The organism is Psychromonas sp. 14N.309.X.WAT.B.A12, from assembly GCF_030397575.1.
GTDB lineage: Bacteria > Pseudomonadota > Gammaproteobacteria > Enterobacterales > Psychromonadaceae > Psychromonas.
Genome location: NZ_JAPNXS010000013.1, coordinates 1 through 23,461 on the forward strand (window position 1 = coordinate 1; position 23,461 = coordinate 23,461).

Sequence of the window (23,461 nt, forward strand, 5' to 3'; positions counted from 1 at the left end):
TTTTTGAATGCAGTTGACGGAAGTTTTTAAGGTCTTCGATTGAAAGGTCATAACCGGTTAAATGCAATAGAGAATAGATAAGCATTGAGCCATGACCATTAGAGAGAATAAAGCGATCGCGGTCAGCCCAATCTGGGTTCGTTGGGTTGTGCTTTAGGAAGTCAGTCCATAACACTTGTGCAATATCAGCCATCCCCATTGGTGCGCCAGGGTGACCTGAATTGGCTTGTTGTACTGCATCCATACTAAGGGCACGAATGGCATTAGCTAACTCTTGACGAGAAGGCATCTGTTTCTCCTGATTACATTTAGATTTAATAAAGAATATGTGCGGATATATCTGGTGCGGATTATCACAAATACGTGGTACGGGGGCAAACGATAATTTACAAATTGATCACATAATTGGAGAAAATAAAGTTTAACTGGGGAATAGTAAAGAAAATGCAAAAGTATAGGTTAAGTAATATGAAATAAAATAATTAAGGGTAGATTAAATACCCTTAATAAAGACTGTTAAACTAGCTTTGTTGCTCCGCATATCCAGTATTTTTATTTGGACCAAAAACAAAAATAATTCCCTGATCTAATAATATTTGTGTGGTTTTATCAAAAAAGGTAATGGCTTGATCTGTTGGCATATGCTTAAGAATCAACTCAATCGCAATATCAAACCCTTCCGCATCTGGTAGTGCTTTTAATAGTTCGCCAGACTCAATGAAGTACAAATAAGTATTAATTTTTTCTTGTAGTGTAAAAAGGTGTACATCGTCGTGATCCCAAACTAACGGGTCAATAATACTTAAAAATACACGTTTCGCTTCCTTTTCCATGCCAATAGCATCAATGCTATCTGTTTCAACTACGCTCATTACTATTCCTAACTTTTTATCTAATTAATGCTGATGTATACGACTAATAACCTAAACCATTGGATATAATTCGCGCCACATGGCCATTCCACCTTCAACGCTATAAGTATCCTTATAACCTTGGTCGGCTAAATATTGAGCAACCCCTTTACTACTATTACCATGGTAACAAACAACAAATACAGGTGTATTAAACTGCACTTTTTCAAAAAACTCTTTTAGTGTTTCGTTATTTAAATTAAAAGCACCTTCTGCATGATCAGCAGCATAAGACTGAGCATCACGCGTATCCACAAGAACAGCCTCTTCATTCTCTAAACGTTGTTTGGTTTCAGCTATTTCTATTAGCTTAAATGTGGACATTTTTTATTCCTTTTATTAAATGCGCATGTGCATATCAAAATCTTTACTCAAAAATATGATGCACTAAAATCAACTACTTTTCTATTTAACAGTTAGTCGTATACACGAAATTAAATTTACTTTTCATAAAGTAATGGACTCACTATTCTGAAATTTTTAGTCTTCTCGCTCAATTAACCCTAATTGTCGTGAGATAATTGTTTCAAATGAAAATCTATCAATGCTTTCTTGATTAGGTGTGACAGGTGAAATTAAGTATTGATTTATTTTTTCTGACAACAATAAATAATCTCCAGTTGGAGTTAGACCTTGGCTCAGCTCTTCAGTTAGAATTTCATGGACTGGTCCACAGTCTGTGCTAATCACAGGAACACCGCAAGCAAGAGCCTCAACAATAACGTTTCCAAAACCTTCACAATCAGAGCTTAAAACAAATAATGTAGCGGCTTTATACCAAGGGTAAGGGTTGCATACAAAACCAGGCATAATAACGGAATCACCCAACTCTAATTCAGCAATGAGTTTTTCAAGTTCACACCTTTGATTCCCTTCTCCTAATATTACTAATTTATAATCTTTAACATTTGCTTGATGATAAGCTTTTATCAATAAATCAAACCTTTTTTGTTTAGTCAAGCGCCCCACACCTAAGATATATTTACCCGAATATATCTTTATTTTTTCTTTGCTTAACAGCTTAACTCGTTCAATGTCACAAGGATTATGTATCGCCTCGAATTTTCTAGGTTTTATACTATTTTCAGTTAACATATTAACAACAGGTAATGTGATATGTTCCGATACAGCAAAATAAAGTTTATCTTGGAAAAGGCAACGATTAGTTCGAAGACAGTAACCTTTCATCAAAAAGTTATTATGGGTTTTAAACTGATAAGGCAAATGAAGGCTATTAACTATATCATCACGATCAAGCCACCAAGTACGTTTAATTGAACGCAGCCCTCTAATAAAAATAGCATCAAACTTTTTTTCAGACTCTAAAGTTGTTAATAGATTTAATAACAAGGGCTTGAATATCGGCTTAGAAAGAAATAGCTCGCATGAAGGAACAATGTGTCTAAAAAGCAATTTATAACTTACATAATATAACGCTAATAAAGGGTTTCTTTTTAAGAATGACTTTATGTCTAAGGTATGTAAATGACATTCGAAATCTAGTTTAATTAATTGCCCTTTTTCCAGACAGATAATATGAACTTCATAATCTAATGAGGCGTATGCCCTGGCCAATTCCACAGTTATCTTCTGGATACCACCAAACTTTAAATTATGGACAACAAATAATACTTTTTTCATTTTTATACCTAGAATCATATTTGAAGCTACTTTTTAGACAACATCAAATAAGTACAATTTTACGACTTTAATGCTCTAGTTTAGTTTATAAAAATTAATATGTTACATAAATCCATAATAATTTTTTGATTTTTTAGAGACTGCTTTAAATACGATTATTAAACCAACGACAAATAAACATCAAGCGTTGCTTCCACCCCTTGCTCAACATTAAATTTATTCACAGCTCTTTCTTTGGCATTTTTACCGTAAAGCGCACATAACGCTCTATCATTGTATAACTTCATAATGGCATCAGCTAATTCTTGAGGTTTAGATGGCGGAACAACAATGCCTGAATGACCATTTTTCACTAACTCGGCATTACCGCCTGTATCAGATACAATGGCAGGGATACCATAGGAGTTAGCTTCTAACACAGCACGACATAAGCCTTCTCGTTTGGTTGTTGGTAATACAGTTAAATCAGAAGCAGCAGCGACTTCAGGCGCATCAGTTCGATAACCTAACGCATGTACTCTACCAACACGGCCACTTGATTCAATCAAAGCCTGTATTTTGGGTGATGAAGGATCAGCCCCTACTAATAAAACGTCAAGGTTTGTATCCTTAGGCAATAAAGATAATGCTTCCATCAAAACGGGTAAGCCTTTACGCGGTCTTAAATTAGCAACTAATGAAATAATAAAGCTATCATCTGCTAATTTTAAATCAGATAAATCAGCTTTTGGATTTTGATACCAGCTACTATCGTGACCTTTATAGACAGTCACGGCTTTATCTTTATGTCGACCAAGGTGAGTTTTTAGCTCTAACTCAACAGCCTTTGCAACACAGATAATTTTATCTAAACGCGGGTGAAGTAAAGTTAAATAACTAGCAGGATCAAGTCGACTCATATTGCCAGTCTGCCCTCTGTAAGCAATTGCTTTTACATCAGTACCGATAGCCGCCATTGCGCCATTACAACAAGCTATATTATTAAACAGATGGAGAATTTTAATATCATGCTGTTTAATCAACTGTTTAATTTTTTTGATGCTAGATAATGAAAATTTTTTATTTAGCTTATCAGTGAACACTTTTATTCCATTCGACTCAAACAACGCAATAAGTGGCGAATTTGGGTTGCATAAAGCCGTTACTCTCACTTTCCCTGTTTTATGTAGTCCTATTATTTGAGATGCCTCAGGACGTATAGGGTTAATATTTTCACGAGCATGGTGTGTCACCACTAAAACATTGATCATGGTAATTCTAAATCCAAAAAATTGATAAAATGAAGGCCGACTCCTAAAAGGAACTTTCAACCTCAAAAGAATACGAGTAAAAGATTGTTGATTAATGTTAATTAATCTAAGGAAAATAGTTATCTATTTTTCTACTTTAATGATTAGTTATCAAAAGCTATAAACAATAAGTATATGATGTGTAGAGTATCTTATCCCTTAACACCAATCAAATGAGATAAATAAAACCGATTTATTAAGCAAATAAATAATTTAATGTTTCCAATACTTTAACTTTTTGCGCATTTTAATATTTTGGATAAAATTACGCGGCTTTGTGTCTTGCCAATCATTTTCAATCATCTCTTCAACTGCAGATAAAATTCGACTAGATGAGTTACCATCAAGAAAAGGAGTGATAGCTGGACCATATGCCTTAATTTGCTCTATTAAAGCAGAAGAAGGAGACAAAGCTTGCTGAATTGCTCCCTTTAGTTCGGCAGCTTCGGTAATATTAATAAAGCAATCCAACGGAGACCTATTATTAACAGTAATAACAGGTTTATTTAGTAGTAAAAATTCTTGAAAGATAGAGGAATTATCACAAATCATTAAATCTGCTCGGTGCAAAGCCTCAATCACTTGATCATTACCAAAAAAAACTAAATTCTCACCCTGTAAATCTTTATACTTTTGTACTGTCTGTTTGGCCATTTTAGGATGTAATGTCACTAACCATTGCCACTGGCTATCTTTACTTAGTCTCTTAATTTCATCATACACAAGTTCAGCGCAGGATAATGAAGTTGAAAAAGTCGATGAAAATAAAATTTGTGGACGTGAAAAAGTCTCTTTAGATTGGTATCTAAATAAAGCATCTAACTTTACCCAGCCGGTTTCAACTACTTTACAATGAGCTTTATCTTTAATTGCTTCCAATAACATACCAGTTCGTTGCGGCCCTTCAGTGCAATAAAGATCAAACAAGCCTCTCTCAGGATAAACGTTACCGCGTTTACTTTGGTTTAAACCATGAAAAACTTGTACTTTAATGCCAGGTATAAAACGGGGTACATGATTGCCAGGAACAAAAACAGCATCAGATTTAAAAGCAATGGCATCGTCAATGGAGGCTAGCATTTGCTCATCATCTCGCAAATATTGAGTAGAAGCGTCATTTCCGACAATTAGCCATTTTACTTGGTAACCTTGATTAATAGCTTCAATCTGTATTGGGCGAAGAATATCGAAGGCATAATTTTGCTCAACATAAAAAAGAAATTTTAACGACTTTCTTTCTGTATTTGATGGTGATACCTGCATTGATTTACCCTACAATTTGAACTAAAAATAAATAATAGTAGTGTACACTACATCTTTTTAGCAAACAGCGAATAATTGATAATATGCTTTTACGTTTAATTTACCGCCTTTTATTAATATTAGTAGCGCCAATTTTTTTAATTGGCTTGTATAAGTCAAAACCAAACAAACCTAAATTTGGAAAACGCTGGAAAGAGCACTTTGGTATCACTCCGCCAATTAATAAAACATTTAACAATCCAATATGGGTTCATGCAGTCTCTGTTGGTGAAGTCGTCGCTATCACCCCTTTAATTAAAGAACTCAAAAAACAAACACCTTCACTTAATATTCTCTTAACCACGACCACCAGCACAGGTGCAAATGAAGTGAAAAAGTTAGGGGATTTAGTCGAACACCGTTACATGCCTTTAGACTTTCCTTTTGCTATTAAAAGCTTTATTAATCGCATGCAACCTAAAGCATTATTTATTATGGAAACTGAGCTTTGGCCTAACACATTACATTACTGCCAAAAAATGAACATAGCGGTAACAATTATTAATGCCAGATTATCTGAAAGATCTGCCACACGTTATAAGAAGTTTCCCTTCATCTTTAATCTATTATTGAGAAATATTGATTTTGTCTTAGCGCAAACTCAACATGATGCACAACGTTTTATTAACCTTGGTCTTTCTCCGCACCAAACTCAAGTGACAGGTTCTATTAAATTCGATATCAAAGTAACGCCAACACAATTAGACGAAGCAAAGAAGTTAAGAGCAGCTTTGGGTAATGCGCGACCAGTATGGATTGCGGCGAGCACACATAAAGGTGAAGATGAACAGGTTATTGCAGCTCATCAACAAGTATTAACGAGCATACCAGAGGCATTATTAATTATCGTGCCGCGTCACCCAGAGCGCTTTAGCTCAGTACAAGAACTCGTTACCAAAAATAAGTTATCGGTAATATCAAGAAGCAGCCAACACAACATAACAGAACAAACTCAAGTTTACCTTGGTGACACCATGGGTGAGATGATGGTTTTACTGGGCGCATCAGATGTTTGTTTCATTGCCGGAAGCTTAATTGGTGATAAGGTCGGCGGGCATAATCTACTTGAAGCTGCAGCACTCAAAAAGCCTATTTTGAATGGGCCCAGTTATTTTAATTTTAAAGAGATAACAGAGCAGCTAACGATATTAGGCGCTTGTACTATTTGCCAAGATGCAAAAGAGATCGCTAATGCAATAAAGCATTTATTCGCAAACGAACAAATACAAAATGAACAAGGGAAACAGGCATTAGCTTTTGTTGAAAGGAATCAAGGTGCTCTACTTAAAACCAGTAAAGCGATACTAAGTATTATTGATGATAAGCCTTAGATAAACACTCCCAATCTTGCATCTCCCATTTAATTTGACGCTTATTGAACTCTTTATTAAAAGAACGTAATAGGCGTTTTAAGTTTCCTTCTTTCCATTCGCTCCCTGTTTGTTCATAACATTTATCAAAATCAATGATCCATGCTTTGCCTTGTTTATCCAGCAAGATATTGTGAATGTTTAAATCCGTGTGATTAACCTGCGCTTGATGCATTTTTTTAATCTGTATTGCTATCGCATGGTATTCAGCTTCGTTTAATTTACGTTGTTGTAAGATATCCACCAAATCCTGCGCATCGGGTATTTTTTCTGATAACAAATCTGCTTGATAAAAAAAACCATGCTTTATAGCTCGAGCTGCGATTGGGCGAGGTACATTTACTTCAAGTTGATTAAGTTTTTGTAATAAATTAAATTCAGCAATGGAACGTGCCACCTCCCAGCCATTAAATACATAATGATCAGAAATAATTTTGCCAAATAACCCTCCACGTCGATAATGACGCAGCGCCCCTTGTATGGCGTCTAACTGCACAAACCATGTTGTCCCTCGACCTGTCGCACTACCAGTTACTTTATTAAGTTGCTCCCAGTATTGAGGATCAAAACAACGTTCTATATCATCGCTAATTAAGCTATCATCAAACATGATATAACAGTTATTTTGTTCAAACGTCTTTAACATGATGTGATTCCATTTACCGAAAAGAAAAGATATTAACATGCCTCTATTTACATCTGTATCAAGACGTTAAAAATGTAGCAATAATTAAAAATCTCTTTTTAATAAATAAAAACCACATATCCTTATGATTTTAAAATCCTTTTTTATTTTAATATAAAAAATAAATTTTTTAATTTTTTTAAGGTATTTCTTTTTGTTATTTTTACTGTGCCCGCCTAAAATAGTAAAACCGGACAAGTTTCTAACAGACCTGCTTTCCCCCAATAAATAAGTACAATTCGCTTTTTCCTTCCATAAAGCATACGAAAAGCTTAATTGGTCCCTTCTAGAGTATTTATTAACCACATCCCACCATACTTCGCTTACTTTCTTAACTTTATCCGTATTATGCTTTCTTAATAAAAGATTAGTTTCAAATAAACCATAATGCTTAGGGAAGCCTTCTTTTGAAATAAAATTTACTACATTTTTTATAGGTCCAGGCGCATCTTTACCCGATGCCTCACATGCAGTCGCCTCTTCATATATACAATCCCTCAAAGGGTGCTTTACAGTAGAAATTTCATCATTATTAGATATAGCTAAATTAATAAACTTATCAAGTGTCTTATCAAGTACATTAATATTTGTATCAATCCACAAAGAGTACTCATATTCAGGGAATAATTTATGAGGGTTTGTTTTATGCCACCTTGCCGTTTTTATTTTATTATTATCATCATCTTGATTTTTAACTAAATGTTGAAGAGGTCTAATTTCCCAGCCATTTTTTTCTTTTAAATTGCATATATCAGTGAAGAGGACATAATCCCAACCTTCCACTTTATGTTTATGTTTTGGAATATCATCATAATGTCCAACTAATGCCCCATAAACTACATTTTTATTCTTCATAATCACCATTCCATTTATCAAAAGCGCCTTGAATAAATATTTTAACTAATACTTTCTCACGCTCATTCCTGATTACTTTACTTCGTAAAGTTAGATAGCCAAATATTACACTAAACTTCTAGTTCTATTCATACAATTTCAACTGTTGATGAAGTATCATAAGTAATAATTCAATGAAATTACTTGGAACACCTTTTATGCCCCCTCTATTTACATCAGCCCCAAAATCTATATGCCTCCTACGTCTATCCGCTATCGGTGATGTTTGTCATGCAGTTGCTATGGTCCAGGCTATTCAAAAACAATGGCCTTCAACTAAAATAACTTGGATCATGGGAAAAATTGAAGCACAGTTGCTGAATGATTTACCAAATGTTGAAGTGATCATTTTTGATAAAAAAACCGGTTTTAAAGGCATGAGAGCGATCTGGAAGCAGCTTTCTGGTAGAAAATTTGATGCGCTATTACATATGCAGCTCGCATTAAGAGCCAGCGCATTAACTATTGGTATTAAAGCAAAATATAAAATAGGCTTTAACCGCAAACGTGCTAAAGAGGGACAATGGTTATTCACTAATAAAAAGATCCCTGACACCGCATCACAACATGTGTTAGAAAGCTTTTTTGAATTCGCTTATTTCCTTGGTATCGATAAAACGATACCCACTTGGAATATTCCATTAAGTAAGTCAGATATCAGCTTTGCACAAAGCATTAGTTCAGCGAATAAACCACTCTTTGTGATTAGCCCTGCTGCCAGTAAAGATGAGCGTAATTGGTTAACAGACCGTTATGCAGCCATTGCTGACTATGCCATAGAAAAAGGTTTTGAGGTTGTGTTGTGTGGCTCCCCAGCCCCGAGAGAAATAACATTGGGCAATAACATACAAAATTTAATGCAACAATCAGCGATCAATTTAATTGGTAAAACGTCATTAAAGCAACTCACGGCAACATTAAAGCAAGCACAAATTGTACTAGCGCCAGATTCAGGCCCAGCTCATATAGCAACCACACAAGGTACTACTGTTATTGGTTTATATGGTCACAGTAACCCGCAAAGAACAGGCCCTTATTTGAGTCAAGATAACGTGGTCAGTGTCTATAAAAAGCACGTTCAATTACAGTACAATAAGTCAATTTCAGAGTTGCCTTGGAGTGCCAGAACAAAAGGGGAACATATTATGAAGGATATTAGTTTGGAACAGGTTATCAACGTCATTGATCACTTAGATTAGAACTGAAATATCAATACTCAGAAAAACATAGAAGAATTTTTACTGAGTATTGATGATTTAAAGTAGGGTTATCGAGTATCATAACCTAACAAAGAAAAGTCTTTTTGATAGCATTCGTTAACGATCTCTAACATTTTTAATGTATAAATATCATCTAAATCAACGCTAGATTTACTAACAGCATTACTGTGAGAAAATGTAACCTGTTTTTGCAACTTTTTAGTTAATAAAATCTCTGTTTCATTAAGCTTTTCTATTTTTCCTAAATAATTGCACAATAAATTATTATCCTCATCGAATACAAACTTATATTGAGGAATAAAATGTTCCGCTTTATTTTCAATGGCATAATTTAAGCCACCTTCAATAATAAACGACTCAAAGCTATCATACTTAGCCAAATATAATTCCCACCATGCACGATCAATATTATTCATACCGCCGCTTTTAAGGTAATTGTATGCTGAATATAATCGGGAATATGGGTTACGTGTAATGGCAAAAGAAAAAGCTTGAGAAAATTTAATTTCATCTTCCTTTTTGTAGTCTGTTGCACAAGCATGATGCGATCTATCCTGATTATACAAAGCTTTCACAACAGACATTCCGGCTGCTTTAGGAATATGTATAAACAACAGCTTTTCATTAGCTTCGTTAAACAAAGTTTTATTTGAATAACTAACTCCATTACCTTTTAGTTTACGTTTCATTTTTGTAACTTTTCGTTTGGACTTATACTGCTTATATAAACTAATTGGAACAGAAAAAATCAAACTAACAAAGTGAGACGTAGTTTTAGAACGGTTATTTTTCACACGCACAGTGAAAGACATATAGTGACTTCCCTTACTTAAAAACAATTATCCATGATAAAATTTAAATAAGTAAAGAATGTGCAAAGCAGGCTGATATATATAATTATTTTCTCAATTAATGTTATAAAATATCAGTTATATTGAGGTATTTATAAATTTAAAATAATAACTATTACGTATTACTTTGATGGATTAAATTAAAAAATAAGAAGGCAGATAATAATTCATTAGCCTTCTTTTGAGGTCAAATTTAATTAATTTTTATAGATTGAACTAGCTTAGTTGCGCTAATAAGTGAAGGGTGATCATCATCAAAATAAAGCGGTTCGCCATTTTTTACGGCATAGCAATTTTTTGAATCACAGAAAATATCCTCTACTTTTAACAGATGAACATTACTTGGGTATTTTGCTGTATCAAAATGATGAATCATATATTTGTTTCTTTCTTGATACCATTTCAGACTTGTTCCAACTATATTATCTGGAATATTTCGTTTTCTATACTTTAATCTCACTAGATCTTTGATATTTTCAGGTAACTCAGGAATTGGATAAAATAGATAGATATTTTCCTTTTCTGCAGCTAACAAAAGTACCATTTCATCAAATGATTTAACCATTTTAAGGGTATTTTTAGTCATTTTTTGTTGCAAATATTGTTCAGAACCAACGTCTACCCCCCCAAATAATCCCTCTGTGAATCTATGATTTATAACCACATTTTTTATTTTTTCATCATTAACTATATAATCAACAGCCTCATTATACCATTTTGCACAATCACTAAAGTCATTAGGCATCTCAAAAGATATCTTGCACCCAGAGTAACTAAAATGTTTCAAGCCGATACCATATGGCTGTATTTTTTTTGCTAATGCGTAAGCAATCTCAGTGGAATGACTATCTCCTAAAGTCGCCCAAGAGACGTTATTTTCATTAAAGTACTCACATGAATCACTTGGAGCTTTATATTTACGTAAATGGCACTCACCTCTAAGAGGGCTAGGTTGTGAGTTATTAATTAAGTACTTATATTCTTTGGGGGCTAAATTAATAAAACCATTTTGACTACGAATAAGAATAGCCAATACCAAAATAGATAAAACCATCATTAAAGGTTTATAATTTAAAAGACTACGAAGATTACATATGCCCTCTTTAAATGTATGTCTTTCTATATATTTATAACTTAAAAAACCAAGTAATATAGACAAAATAAGTCCGATATATATATAAAAGCCTGGCAATGAAAAATAATGTATTACAACTACTAAAGGCCAATGCCATAAATATATAGAATAAGAGTATTTTCCTATATGTTGAAAAAGCATGTTTCCAGTTAAAAAGCTATTAGTTCGTTGAGCCTGTATTATCAAATAACTTCCTAAAACGGGAAATGTAGCTAAGTACCCAGGCCATAAATCACTTTCTGAAACGAAAAAATAAGTACTAATAATTAATATAACTCCTACGTACTCAAAGGCTATTTTATTTCGTTTTGTTAGAGTAATTGGGAAAAGATATGCGACGCCGCCAGCTAACATCTCCCATGCTCTAGTAGGCAACATAAAATATGAAAAATGGGGTGCTTGATAAGTCAATACCACAGAGAGTAAAAAACTAATAATAAATGCTAATAAAATCGTTTTTTTCATTGTTATTATGCTCATTACTTTGCGCATATAAACAATAATTAACGGGTAAAAAATATAAAATTGCCACTCAACTGATAAAGACCAAGTATGTAATAACCACTTATAGTAAGAATCTGTATCGAAGTATCCGGACTCTTTCCAGTACATCACATTAGAGCTAAATGTAACACTTCCTTTAATATGCTTCGCTAGAGAACTATAGTCATATGGTGTAAGGAAAAACCAACCTAATATCATTAAAGAAAAGCATAATACTGCCAACGCTGGGACAATCCTATTTGCTCGTGCAATATAGAACTTCGAAAGAGAAAAGTTATTTTGTTCAACACCTTTAAATATTATTCCAGTCATTAAAAAACCAGAGATGACAAAAAACACATCAACCCCAGAAAAGCCACCTGAAATCAATGAATTATTAAAGTGAAATAATACAACTGCAATAACAGCAATTGCCCTTAAACCATTTATATCTTTTCTAAATTGCAAAAGTGCTTTCCGATTAATTGGGGTAATATTAAAAATAATGTTATACAAAAAGTGTAATAAAAAATATGTTTAATTTACATGTAATTCCAGTATTAAGTACTTGGTATAATAATAAGGAGGTTACTTAACTATTATTCCTGTAATGCTTCCCAGATAAAAATGCTTTTAGCACATACAAAAAACGAACTTGGTACCTTTTCCCGACGAGCCGCCTTTTTAATGTGCTAGTTCCAGTTTTTAATAACAAAAATATAGCCCTAGGCAACGGTACATAATATCTAAGTTTAAGCCCTCTCTCATAACTTCTCTCAATGCGTCTGAAGTTATTCATTTTTGTGCTTTCACTTTCTAGCTTAGATAATGAATGATCAAACCCAGAAATTAACTGTATATTTTTAACTTGGTTGCTTTCATTCACTCTTAAGCAAAATGTCGTATCAACACCATATAAATAAAAGCGTTCATCAAATACGCTGTTGTAATATTCATTTAATGCATTAACAATATTAATACCAAGCACTAAGCCACTACCGATCGTCGTAACTCGGCTACTATCTTTTATTATTGTTTCTGATGAATAACGTTTGCGGTCAATACTTGGATATTGCACTTTTCCGTTACTAGTAATAATGGGTAAAGAAAGATGTTCAGGTTTGCTTAAAGCAGAGGCTTTAATAAATTGCTCGCTCAGCTCAGAATCATCATCAAGTAAGATATACTTTTTAGCCTGATTGGCTTTTATGAAACGGTTATATATAACTGCTAAGGAATCATTAGTGACTGTTTCAACGATCTCTGTTTGACAGCCTAAGTCGATAAGGGCTTGAGAGTTGACAGTATTTAACTTTTTCGGGCCATTATTCCAAATAACAATTTTAGCGTTTGAATATTGAGCTGTCGATTTGATTAAAGAGTTTAAAGTACTACTGTCTTTTATTTCTTTATTGTAAAGCAATACCAGAATGGCTGTTTCTAACATGTATGTCTCGGTAATTTGGTTAATGCATATTGCAATAATAGACTATTATTGTTTAATAATAGGCAGTTTCCGTACTATCTATTTTTACCTATTCACCTAATATAAAATTATCTACAACAACTCTTCAATAAAGCATTGCAGGCAATCATTAAACAATATTACTTGTCATAAGTTGATCGGCAAGAATAAAGAATAATTTAAACTAAATAAGCACTTCAGCATTACTCGCTATAAAACGATAATACCAAAGGGGTATAGTAATGATTTATCAACAATGAGTAAAATATAAAGAGAACTAAGCATACTGACTGCCTCAAATTAATACAACCTGAGGCAGTCAATTTTAGAGTGGGGAGATAAAACTTATTTCCAAGCTTTCCAAGCGTTGATTAAACCATTAGTAGAACAGTCATGGCTTTCTACACAATTATCATTACTTAATTCCGGTAAGATTTGTCCTGCTAATTGCTTACCAAGCTCAACACCCCATTGGTCGAAAGTAAAGATATTCCAAATAACGCCTTGGGTGAAAATCTTTTGCTCGTACATAGCAATCAATTGCCCTAGTGTTTTAGGTGTTATTTTTTTAACAAGAATAGAGTTAGTTGGCTTGTTACCTTCAAATACTTTATAAGGGACTAAATCAGCGACTTCTTCTGCTGATTTACCGGCAGCTGTAAATTCAGACTCCACTTGCATTTTTGTTTTACCAAAAGCTAATGCTTCGGTTTGAGCAAAGAAGTTTGATAGTAATTTTGGATGATGGTCACCTGCTGGGTTATGACTTACGGCCGGAGCAATAAAATCACAAGGAATTAACTTAGTCCCTTGATGTACTAACTGGTAGAAAGCATGTTGCCCGTTTGTACCAGGTTCGCCCCAAATAATAGGTCCTGTTTGGTAATCAACTGGGTCACCGTTACGGTCTGTACATTTACCGTTAGATTCCATATTGCCTTGTTGGAAGTAAGCAGGGAAACGGTGCATATATTGATCATAAGGTAAAATAGCCTCAGACTCAGCGCCGTAGAAATTGTTATACCAGATACCAATAACCGCTAATAATACTGGAATGTTATCTTTAAAATCAGTCGTCGCAAAATGTTGGTCCATTTCATGCGCGCCGGCTAATAGCTCTTCGTAATTATCAAAACCGACAGTTAAAGCAATAGATAAACCAATCGCAGACCAAATAGAATAACGGCCACCAACCCAATCCCAGAATTGGAACATATTCGCCGTATCAATCCCAAACTCAGTGACTGCAGCGGCATTCGTAGATAATGCAGCGAAGTGTTTCGCTACAAACGCTTCATCTTGCGCAAAATTTAAGAACCAATCGCGAGCACTATGAGCATTGGTCATAGTTTCTTGTGTGGTAAAGGTTTTAGACGCGATCAAGAATAACGTTGTCTCTGGATCCACCTTAGTTAGGGTTTCAACAATGTGTGTACCATCAACGTTAGATACAAAGTGCGTCTCAATGCCATCGACTTTATAAGGACGAAGTGCTTCAGTGACCATATAAGGGCCCAAGTCTGAGCCACCAATGCCAATATTCACCACATCTGTAATCCGTTTACCGGTATAACCTAACCACTCACCCGAATGTACCTTTTCACAAAATGCTTTCATTTGTTGGAGTACTTGATTGATTTTTGGCATTACATCTTCACCATCAACAAATACCGGTGTATTACTACGATTACGTAAAGCAGTATGTAATACGGCACGCTGTTCTGTGATATTAATTTTCTCGCCAGAGAACTGTGCTTTAATAGCACCTGATAAATCGACCTCTTCAGCTAAATCCAACAGGCTTGCTAAAATTTCTTCAGTAATTAGATTTTTAGAGAAATCTAATAAAAAGTCTTCATTGAATTGACGAGAAAAAGTCTCAAAACGCTGTGCGTTTTCAGCAAATAATTGCGAAATCTGCATATCTGCGTGGTCATCGAATAACGATTGTAGCGTAGACCAAGCCTTGGTCTGTGTTGGTTTGATATTTTTCAGCATAAGAGGTTCCCAAGTTTATGATATTAAAGCTTTTGCAGTTATTGCTCATTGACTATAAGTTATCAGAAATAACCACACACTGTTCATTAAATATTGATAAAAAAGGCAAAACAATGAGTTACAACAACTAATGTACCTTTAAAAAGGGCATACTTAAATAACTCTTGTGAATAATTTAATACTAAATCGTGTGTGGTAGTGTGAATTATTAGCGCTGAATAATAGCCAATAAAAGAGTGAGCTTTTGTAAGAAAGCGTAACATTAAAACAAGCAATGTAAGGGTCGACAATAAAGATCCAAATATCCTTTAAAAATTGGTATCATTCGAGGATATCCAATTAAGCCAATATATTTATCAAAAGGTAAACAGATAAGATGCAAGAAAACTCAGACAATACAACTCACTTTGGTTTTAAAACCGTTGAAGAGGATAAGAAGGTAGAGCTCGTTGCCGATGTATTTCACTCTGTTGCCGCTAAATATGACATCATGAATGATGTGTTATCCATGGGTATTCACCGCATTTGGAAACGTTTTACGATTGATTGTTCAGGCGTACGTCAAGGTCAAAAAGTATTAGATCTTGCAGGTGGCACTGGCGATCTAACTGCCAAGTTTTCACGTATTGTTGGCACAAAAGGTGAAGTAGTTTTAGCTGATATCAATGATTCCATGCTCAAAGTCGGCCGTACTAAACTGCGTGATATGGGGATCGAAGGTAACGTTAGCTATGTTCAAGCAAACGCTGAAGAACTGCCCTTCCCAGATAACCATTTTGACCTGATCACTATCGCTTTTGGTTTACGTAATGTGACAGACAAAGATAAGGCATTAGCTTCTATTTACCGTGTATTAAAACCAGGCGGTCGCCTTTTAGTATTAGAGTTTTCTAAACCTGTATACACGCCGGTTGAGAAGTTCTACGATTTCTACTCATTTAATATTTTACCTAAGTTAGGTAAGTTAATCGCTAACGACAGTGAAAGTTACCAATACCTTGCTGAAAGTATTCGTATGCACCCAGACCAAGACACCTTAAAAGAGATGATGAATAATGTCGGTTTTGAAGGAACAGAATACTTTAACCTAAGTGCAGGTATTGTCGCACTTCATCGCGGTTACAAATACTAAATAGCCTTTTTACAGCGAGAGATAATATGTCATTAACCAACTTACTTTGCGGCTTACTAGAAACAAGCGTGAATCAGCTACATCAATTAGATAGCAGTGCAATAAGCAAACGTAAACAACTTAATGGCACTATCATTGCGGCGAGTTTACAAGAGATAGACTTACCACTGTATTTTATTATTTCTGAGCAGCAGGTTGATGTGCTTAATCAATTTGAAGGTCAACCTGACTGTACTATCAAGGTCAGTTTTCAGGCACTGAATAAACTGCAAGATAATCGTCAATTAACGCAATTGATTAAATCGGGCGAGTTAGAAGTTGATGGCGACATCCAGTTAGTGCAGAAGTTTGCTATGTTATTAACTGATATGCAGATCGATTGGGAAGAGCATTTATCACAGAAAGTGGGTGATGTTATTGCACATAAACTCTGCCAACATGCTAAAACAGCGTTTCAAACGACCCAATTTCAATATAAACGTATTGAAACGCAATCTGCACTGTATGTAACGGAAGAGATCAAACTCGCTCCAAGTGCATTGGAAGTTGCGTACTTTTGCGATCAAGTCAGTAGTTTAGCAACGGATGCAGATCTGTTACTCAATAAGATCAACAATAAGCTGGATAAGCAGCTCAACAACCTATCACAAACCAAGGTATTAGCTGACAAAAAATGATAAAAATTAAAGAGCTATCGCGTTTATACCAGATACAAAAAACCTTCATAGAATACGGCTTAATTGAACTAGTCCCTAAAGCACAAAGACCAAAGAGCTACTGGGTTCTGCGCCTATGTTTATTTTGGTTACGCAATCAACATCAGCATTTAAGTTTGCCAGAACGCTTACGTTTAAGCTTACAGTCATTAGGCCCTATTTATATCAAACTTGGGCAAATGTTATCAACTCGCCGTGATCTATTAGCGCCAATTTATGCAGACCAGCTTGCTCATCTACAAGATAATGTTCCCGCCTTTTCTGGTGAACTGGCCATCAAACAAATAGAAAAATCTTTCCAACGCCCTATTCATGAACTTTTTGATGATTTTGACAAAGTAGCATTAGCATCAGCCTCTATCGCACAGGTTCATACAGCGATTTTAAAAGAAGACGGTAGAGAAGTTGTAATTAAAGTCACGCGCCCAGGTATCGAGAAAACGATTTCAGCAGACTTACAATTAATGAAATGGTTTGCCGGGTTACTGCAACGCTTCTTAAAAGATGCAAAAAGATTACGCCCAGTTGAAGTGATCCGCGAATATGAAAAAACCATCGTAGATGAATTAGATTTAATGCGAGAAGGTGCAAATGCGATTCAATTACGTCGCAATTTTTTAAACTCTAAACTGTTATACGTACCTGAAATATATTCAGACTACTGCACTAAAGATGCGTTAGTAATGGAGCGAATTTACGGTATTCCAGTATCCGATATTGATGCATTAAAAGCACAAAATACTGATTTAAAATTATTAGCTGAGCGAGGTGTAGAAGCCTTTTTCACACAAGTGTTTAGAGACAGCTTTTTCCATGCGGACATGCACCCTGGTAATGTATTTGTCTCTTACGAACACCCAGAAGATCCGCTTTGGATTGGTATTGACTGTGGCATAGTAGGTACATTAACTAACGAAGATAAACGTTATTTAGCCGAAAACTTCTTAGCTTTTTTCAACCGAGATTACCGCCAAGTTGCCCAACTACATATTGATTCTGAATGGGTGCCTTCCGATACACCTGTAGAAGAGTTTGAATTTGCTATTCGTGCCGTATGCGAGCCTATTTTTGAGAAACCATTATCTGAAATATCTTTTGCACAGGTATTAATTAATTTATTCAACACTGCACGTCGCTTTAATATGCAGGTTCAACCACAATTAGTATTGTTGCAAAAAACCTTGTTATATATTGAAGGGTTAGGACGTCAGTTATACCCGCAATTAGATTTATGGGATACCGCAAAACCTTTCTTAGAAAATTGGATGCGTGAGCAAGTAAGCCCTAAAACCCTAATCAATAAATTAAAAGTAAAAGCACCATTTTGGTTAGAGAAATTACCAGATATTCCAGAGCTGGTTTACCATAATTTAGCGCAAACCAAACAAGTTCAAAAACAACAGCAGTTATTGATGCAACGCTTAAATGAACAACAAAATCGCAATAGTAAAAACCAAGTGATTACAGCCTTGGCTATTACCCTAAGTATTATCTCTGCGCTGTTATATTTACAGGAAGATGGCAATATTAACTTGTATTTAACAATACCCGCAGTAATATCTTGGGTACTTGCTTGGCGATTTAATAACAAATTGTGACAATTGTAGTAAAAATTTCACATTAATGGGTTATTGTTTACCAGTTAACTTACAACATTATTTACACATAGGAAGAAGATTATGGGCGGCATCGGAATTTGGCAGTTAGTTATCATAGCAGTGATTGTTATTGTTTTATTTGGCACTAAAAAGCTGCGTGGTATTGGCGGTGACTTAGGTGGCGCAATTAAAGGGTTTAAAAAAGCAATAAAAGATGAAGACAACGCTACAGAGTTAGATAAAAAATCACCAGAAAGCCTAAAGGCTGAAAAAAGCGAACAAAAAGACTAATACTACTCACACTCATTAAGTCATCTATTTTACTAGGCGATACCACGCAAAATATAGATAGCTTTTGAGTGTCATCGACATAACTTTTTGAAGACCATCACCTATCTAGCTTGATTTCATTGTATAAGTGCCAGGTAGGTTTTAGTAAAAGGCACATTATTTAATGTTTGATATTGGCTTCTGGGAGATCGTTTTGATCTCCGTGATTGGACTTGTTGTGTTAGGTCCACAACGCTTACCTATTGCTATTCGCACCGTTTTAAAATGGGTTAATACTGCTAAGAACATGGCAAACTCAGTTAAAAATGAGATTTCTCAAGAACTTGAATTACATGAAATGAATGAGAATATGCTCAAAAAAGGTAAACAAGAGCTAGAACAATTAAATCCTAACTTAAAAGCCTCAATTGATGAAATGAAACAGGATGTTGAACAGCTCACACAACCTTATAAAAACAATGTTGACGACATCATTAAATCAGTAAAAGAAACACCTAAACAATCCATTGCTGATGATGCAATACCTGAAAAAACACCTTCGCAGGACAAATAACGCATGAGTGAGTCGATGTCAGAACAAGAACAACATAGCTTACCGCTAATCACCCACCTTTTAGAATTAAGAGATAGAATTTTAAAAATTGTAGTGATTGTCTTAGTCTTATTTTTGGGCTTAGTTTATTTCTCCAATGATATTTACCAATACATTGCGATCCCGCTTACTAGCCAATTACCTGAAGGCTCAAGCATGATTGCCACAGGTGTTGCCACGCCCTTTTTTACACCCATCAAATTAACCATCGTGCTATCTATATTAATTGCTATACCAGCCATTTTGTATCAAGTATGGGCTTTTGTAGCGCCTGGCCTATATAAACATGAGCGCAAGCTTGTTGCGCCACTTGTCGCGAGCAGTGCATTTTTGTTTTATCTGGGTATGGTTTTTTCTTACTATGTTGTATTTCCCTTAGTATTTTCATTTTTTACCAGTACAGCGCCAGAGGGAGTTACCATTGCAACAGATATTAGCAGCTATTTAGATTTTGTATTAAAGCTGTTTTTTGCCTTTGGTTTAGCCTTTGAAATCCCAGTCGCCACATTATTATTATGTTGGACAGGCGCAACTACACCTGATTCATTAAGAGCGAAACGTCCTTATATTGTTGTGGCTGCATTTATTTTTGGCATGTTGTTAACACCACCGGATGTTATTTCACAAACCTTACTCGCAGTCCCTATGCTCATTTTATTTGAAGTTGGTTTACTGTTTGCACGTTTTTATGTAAAGAAGACCGATCAGGAAGAAGAAAATAATATCGATAAAGAGTCTGCTCGTAATGATTGATATCGGCGTTAATTTAACTAACTCGCGTTTTGATAAAGATTTACCAGCGGTGCTTAAACAAGCCAAACAAGCTGGATTAAGTAAACTGATTGTTACTGGCACTAATATCACTGAAAGTGAGCAAGCGCTTACTTTATCAAAATCATACCCAGGTTTTCTGTATAGCACAGCGGGTGTTCACCCTCACGATGCAAGCAGTATGGATCAACGAGCACTAACAAAGCTACGAGAGTTGTTAGTCCAACCAGAAGTAAAATCGGTAGGTGAATGTGGATTAGACTTCAACCGTAACTTCTCCACACCTGCCGAGCAAGAACATGCTTTTATACAACAGCTTGAATTAGCCGTTGAGTATCAACTACCTGTGTTTATGCATGAACGAGATGCCAGTGTACGATTCATTGAATTAGTATCTCCTTACATTAAACAACTCTCTAATGCAGTCGTGCATTGTTTTACTGGCACACAAGCTGAGCTTGAGCAATATTTAGCATTGGGTTTACACATTGGCATCACAGGTTGGATTTGCGATGAACGCCGCGGCCAACACTTACTCGATATCGTTAAAATGATTCCCGATAATCGTTTAATGCTCGAGACAGATAGTCCCTATTTACTACCACGTTCAATGCGACCTAAACCAAAGTCGAGTCGTAACGAACCCAAGTACTTGCCTTATATTGCAAAAACCATTGCCGATGCAAGACAACAAGACTTACAATTACTCTTAAGCAATACACAACAAACAACGAATACGTTTTTTAATTTAACAATTTAAATAAACGACTCTGTATTTAGTCGATTTCATTACGCTGACTATTAACACTAAATACAATACTGTTCACCTTGGAGCCATTATGACTGTTTCTCAATCTTTTCCCGCTCGCCGTCTACGCCGTTTACGTAAGCATGATTTTTCACGTCGCCTAGTACAAGAGAATCAATTATCAGTAAATGATTTAATCTATCCTATGTTTGTGATTGAAGGCACTAATTGCCGTGAGGCGATTCCTTCGATGCCTGGTATCGAACGTTTATCCTTAGATCTTTTAGAAGTTGAAGTTAAAGAACTTGCTGCCTTAGGTATCCTTGCTGTCGCCATATTTCCAGTAACACCAAGTTATATTAAAACGGAAATGGCAGAAGAAGCTTACAATGAAAATGGCCTAGCGCAACGTGCCGTGCGATGCATTAAAGCAGCAGCACCAGATCTAGGCGTGATCACCGATGTTGCCTTAGACCCTTTCACCACGCATGGGCAAGATGGCATTATCGATAGCGAAGGTTATGTATTAAACGATATCACCACTGACATCCTAGTGAAACAAGCCCTCTCACATGCGCAGGCCGGTGCTGATATTGTTGCACCGTCAGATATGATGGATGGACGTATTGGTGCAATCCGAGAGGCATTAGAAAATGCAGGCTTCATTAATACTCAAATCATGGCTTACAGTGCAAAATACGCATCAACATACTACGGCCCTTTCCGTGATGCAGTAGGCAGTGCAGGTAATTTAAAAGGTGCGAATAAATTTACCTACCAAATGGATCCTGCAAACAGCGATGAAGCAATTCATGAAGTTGCCTTAGATATTCAAGAAGGTGCAGACATGGTAATGGTAAAACCTGGAATGCCATATTTAGATATCGTACGTCGTGTAAAGCATGAGTTACAGGTACCGACTTTTGCTTACCAAGTCAGTGGTGAATATGCGATGCATAAAGCAGCCATCGATAACGGCTGGTTAAAAGAAAAAGAGTGTGTTTTAGAGTCACTATTATGTTTTAAACGTGCAGGTGCAAACGGTATTTTGACCTACTTTGCTAAGCAAGTAGCGATCTGGCTGAAAGAACAAAAGTAACCGCATTCTCACAGGCAAAAGTAATGATTAAATTTTTGCCTGTGTCCCCCTTTCCCTCATCCCAAAAGCAAACACTCAACCTATTAAAAATTAACGGCTCTTTGCCTTTAAAGTGGTTTTAGTTATTTTTATATTGCAATGTTTGCCGCGGCGTCTCACCAAACAAACGTTTATAACTCCCGCAGAATTGGCCTAGATGAAAAAATCCATAATTAAATGCAACATCAGCAATGGTATGAAATTCCTCGCTACTTTGTAGCATTCGTCTCGCCTGATTAAGCCGAACCACTTGAATATACTGCTTAGGCGATATCCCATAGCATTGAGCAAAAGTATATTGTAATGTACGACGACTTACATGCACTGCCGCGCATATTTCACTCATCGTAATTGGAGATTTTAAACGAGATTCCGTTAAATACTCTTGGACTCTAGCCATAATACGCTGCCGTTGCGGTGAAGTCACATAGGCAGCTGACGTTCGTTGTGCCTTAGTAAGTAGCTCTAAAATAGCATCATGAAGAATAGACTCATGGGTACTGCTACTCCAATGATTACCTTTCGGTGCTAATAATAAAGAGAGGTATTGGCGAAATTTATATAATTCATCTAACGCAATATTATCCAACCATAGGCCATCACTACTACTGTCATACACTTCTTCTTTTGTTTGCTCAGTCAATCCAGTAAAAAAGCTAGGATGTAAAACCAGCCCATAAATGGAAAAGTTATCAGGCGTTAATAATTCAAAGTCTTGGCCACCTGATCGACATAGAAATTGGTTAAAAGTCGTCGGCTCATTATTAATTCGGCAGCTTTTATCATTTGCACTAAAGCCTAACCACAGTCCACCATCTTCTATACGACACTGTTGCTTCAAGCTATGACTCGTGTCCTCTCGAAATGCATGAAGATGAGGAAAGTGAAGCTCGTTAATAACCCCAATAAAATGTCCTTGGCTAAGTTGATCAAACTCCTGCTGCCAATTAACTAAGTTCGCCGCCTGATGATTTGCATCATATGAGTGAATACTGCTCATCATTAGTGCATTGTTTTTTAAGGTCAGTTCATCCATCTACATTTCCTTGTTTTATATCATGAACCAATATAGTGCTTAATTTCTCTATCTAACTGTTAAATAAGACCTTTTCTATTTGCCGATTTTTGATATTAGTTAGGTACGAATATCGCTAGTACTTAATCGATAACCGTTGATTCTAAATCAGCAAAAAACGAACCAATTCGCATAAGGACAGCAGATGCCTGGTTT

22 protein-coding genes and 1 pseudogene are annotated in these 23,461 nt (G+C 35.6%); 10 read left to right on the top strand and 13 right to left on the bottom strand.

Annotated elements, in window-relative coordinates; all coding sequences use genetic code 11:
• From OW492_RS14735 to OW492_RS14760, 6 genes and pseudogenes are all read right to left on the bottom strand, one after another.
• A pseudogene (locus OW492_RS14735) lies at nt 1–289 on the bottom strand (transketolase); the annotation flags it as partial.
• Nucleotides 290–521: 232 nt separating this feature from the next.
• The gene (locus tag OW492_RS14740) at nt 522–872 is read right to left on the bottom strand and encodes a DUF6572 domain-containing protein (RefSeq protein ID WP_113819923.1); all 351 of its coding nucleotides are present in this window, start codon (nt 870–872) and stop codon (nt 522–524) included.
• Between the two features lie 51 nt (nt 873–923).
• Nucleotides 924–1,235: a thiosulfate sulfurtransferase GlpE gene (gene glpE / locus OW492_RS14745; RefSeq protein WP_290041079.1), complete on the bottom strand. Its 312-nt coding sequence runs from the start codon at nt 1,233–1,235 to the stop codon at nt 924–926.
• Between the two features lie 156 nt (nt 1,236–1,391).
• Nucleotides 1,392–2,552, bottom strand: coding sequence for a glycosyltransferase (locus OW492_RS14750; protein WP_290041080.1), 1,161 nt, complete (start codon nt 2,550–2,552; stop codon nt 1,392–1,394).
• Nucleotides 2,553–2,710: 158 nt separating this feature from the next.
• The gene (locus tag OW492_RS14755) at nt 2,711–3,802 is read right to left on the bottom strand and encodes a glycosyltransferase family 4 protein (RefSeq protein WP_290041081.1); all 1,092 of its coding nucleotides are present in this window, start codon (nt 3,800–3,802) and stop codon (nt 2,711–2,713) included.
• 252 nt (nt 3,803–4,054) lie between these two features.
• A complete protein-coding gene (locus OW492_RS14760; protein ID WP_290041082.1) occupies nt 4,055–5,104 on the bottom strand; it encodes a CDP-glycerol glycerophosphotransferase family protein in 1,050 nt (349 codons plus the stop codon).
• A gap of 83 nt (nt 5,105–5,187) precedes the next feature.
• On the opposite strand from OW492_RS14760, the gene waaA reads away from it, so the two are divergent.
• Nucleotides 5,188–6,474, top strand: a complete 1,287-nt coding sequence (waaA, locus tag OW492_RS14765; protein ID WP_290041083.1) for a lipid IV(A) 3-deoxy-D-manno-octulosonic acid transferase — start codon at nt 5,188–5,190, stop codon at nt 6,472–6,474.
• Here waaA and OW492_RS14770 read toward each other — a convergent pair.
• Complete coding sequence (locus OW492_RS14770; protein ID WP_290041084.1) at nt 6,455–7,159, bottom strand: 3-deoxy-D-manno-octulosonic acid kinase; 705 nt, start codon at nt 7,157–7,159, stop codon at nt 6,455–6,457. The genes waaA and OW492_RS14770 overlap by 20 nt on opposite strands.
• Before the next feature lie 84 nt (nt 7,160–7,243).
• On the bottom strand, nt 7,244–8,053 hold the full coding sequence (locus tag OW492_RS14775) for a glycosyltransferase domain-containing protein (protein ID WP_290041086.1): 810 nt from the start codon (nt 8,051–8,053) through the stop codon (nt 7,244–7,246).
• Between the two features lie 173 nt (nt 8,054–8,226).
• Here OW492_RS14775 and OW492_RS14780 point away from each other — a divergent pair, with 173 nt between their 5' ends.
• The gene (locus OW492_RS14780) at nt 8,227–9,291 is read left to right on the top strand and encodes a glycosyltransferase family 9 protein (protein ID WP_290041088.1); all 1,065 of its coding nucleotides are present in this window, start codon (nt 8,227–8,229) and stop codon (nt 9,289–9,291) included.
• A gap of 68 nt (nt 9,292–9,359) precedes the next feature.
• Here OW492_RS14780 and OW492_RS14785 read toward each other — a convergent pair whose 3' ends face one another.
• From OW492_RS14785 to pgi, 4 genes are all read right to left on the bottom strand, one after another.
• Nucleotides 9,360–10,124 (bottom strand): sulfotransferase family 2 domain-containing protein, encoded by a 765-nt coding sequence (locus tag OW492_RS14785; protein WP_290041090.1) that lies wholly within the window; start codon nt 10,122–10,124, stop codon nt 9,360–9,362.
• A 232-nt stretch (nt 10,125–10,356) separates the two neighbouring features.
• Nucleotides 10,357–12,249, bottom strand: coding sequence for an acyltransferase family protein (locus tag OW492_RS14790; protein WP_290041092.1), 1,893 nt, complete (start codon nt 12,247–12,249; stop codon nt 10,357–10,359).
• 124 nt (nt 12,250–12,373) lie between these two features.
• Nucleotides 12,374–13,228 carry a hypothetical protein gene (locus OW492_RS14795; RefSeq protein ID WP_290041094.1) on the bottom strand — a complete coding sequence of 285 codons (855 nt, stop codon included), beginning with the start codon at nt 13,226–13,228 and terminating at the stop codon, nt 12,374–12,376.
• A gap of 363 nt (nt 13,229–13,591) precedes the next feature.
• Nucleotides 13,592–15,244: a glucose-6-phosphate isomerase gene (pgi, locus tag OW492_RS14800; protein WP_290041095.1), complete on the bottom strand. Its 1,653-nt coding sequence runs from the start codon at nt 15,242–15,244 to the stop codon at nt 13,592–13,594.
• Between the two features lie 376 nt (nt 15,245–15,620).
• On the opposite strand from pgi, the gene ubiE reads away from it, so the two are divergent.
• The 8 genes from ubiE to hemB all read left to right on the top strand — a co-directional run bounded on the left by ubiE (nt 15,621) and on the right by hemB (nt 22,191).
• Complete coding sequence (gene ubiE, locus OW492_RS14805) at nt 15,621–16,376, top strand: bifunctional demethylmenaquinone methyltransferase/2-methoxy-6-polyprenyl-1,4-benzoquinol methylase UbiE (protein WP_290041097.1); 756 nt, start codon at nt 15,621–15,623, stop codon at nt 16,374–16,376.
• A gap of 26 nt (nt 16,377–16,402) precedes the next feature.
• A complete protein-coding gene (locus OW492_RS14810; RefSeq protein ID WP_290041098.1) occupies nt 16,403–17,053 on the top strand; it encodes an SCP2 sterol-binding domain-containing protein in 651 nt (216 codons plus the stop codon).
• The gene (gene ubiB, locus OW492_RS14815) at nt 17,050–18,690 is read left to right on the top strand and encodes a ubiquinone biosynthesis regulatory protein kinase UbiB (protein WP_354669237.1); all 1,641 of its coding nucleotides are present in this window, start codon (nt 17,050–17,052) and stop codon (nt 18,688–18,690) included. Before OW492_RS14810 ends, ubiB begins: the two co-directional genes overlap by 4 nt.
• Before the next feature lie 81 nt (nt 18,691–18,771).
• Nucleotides 18,772–18,981: a twin-arginine translocase TatA/TatE family subunit gene (tatA, locus tag OW492_RS14820; protein WP_290041100.1), complete on the top strand. Its 210-nt coding sequence runs from the start codon at nt 18,772–18,774 to the stop codon at nt 18,979–18,981.
• Nucleotides 18,982–19,144: 163 nt separating this feature from the next.
• Nucleotides 19,145–19,534: a Sec-independent protein translocase protein TatB gene (tatB, locus tag OW492_RS14825; RefSeq protein WP_290041101.1), complete on the top strand. Its 390-nt coding sequence runs from the start codon at nt 19,145–19,147 to the stop codon at nt 19,532–19,534.
• A gap of 3 nt (nt 19,535–19,537) precedes the next feature.
• Nucleotides 19,538–20,326 (top strand): twin-arginine translocase subunit TatC, encoded by a 789-nt coding sequence (gene tatC, locus OW492_RS14830; protein ID WP_290041102.1) that lies wholly within the window; start codon nt 19,538–19,540, stop codon nt 20,324–20,326.
• Complete coding sequence (locus OW492_RS14835) at nt 20,319–21,104, top strand: TatD family hydrolase (protein ID WP_290041104.1); 786 nt, start codon at nt 20,319–20,321, stop codon at nt 21,102–21,104. Before tatC ends, OW492_RS14835 begins: the two co-directional genes overlap by 8 nt.
• Nucleotides 21,105–21,183: 79 nt before the next feature.
• Complete coding sequence (hemB, locus tag OW492_RS14840) at nt 21,184–22,191, top strand: porphobilinogen synthase (RefSeq protein WP_290041105.1); 1,008 nt, start codon at nt 21,184–21,186, stop codon at nt 22,189–22,191.
• Nucleotides 22,192–22,309: 118 nt separating this feature from the next.
• Here the strand turns inward: hemB and OW492_RS14845 are convergent, their stop codons facing one another.
• Nucleotides 22,310–23,266 carry a helix-turn-helix domain-containing protein gene (locus OW492_RS14845; protein ID WP_290041107.1) on the bottom strand — a complete coding sequence of 319 codons (957 nt, stop codon included), beginning with the start codon at nt 23,264–23,266 and terminating at the stop codon, nt 22,310–22,312.
• Between the last annotated feature and the right edge of the window lie 195 nt (nt 23,267–23,461).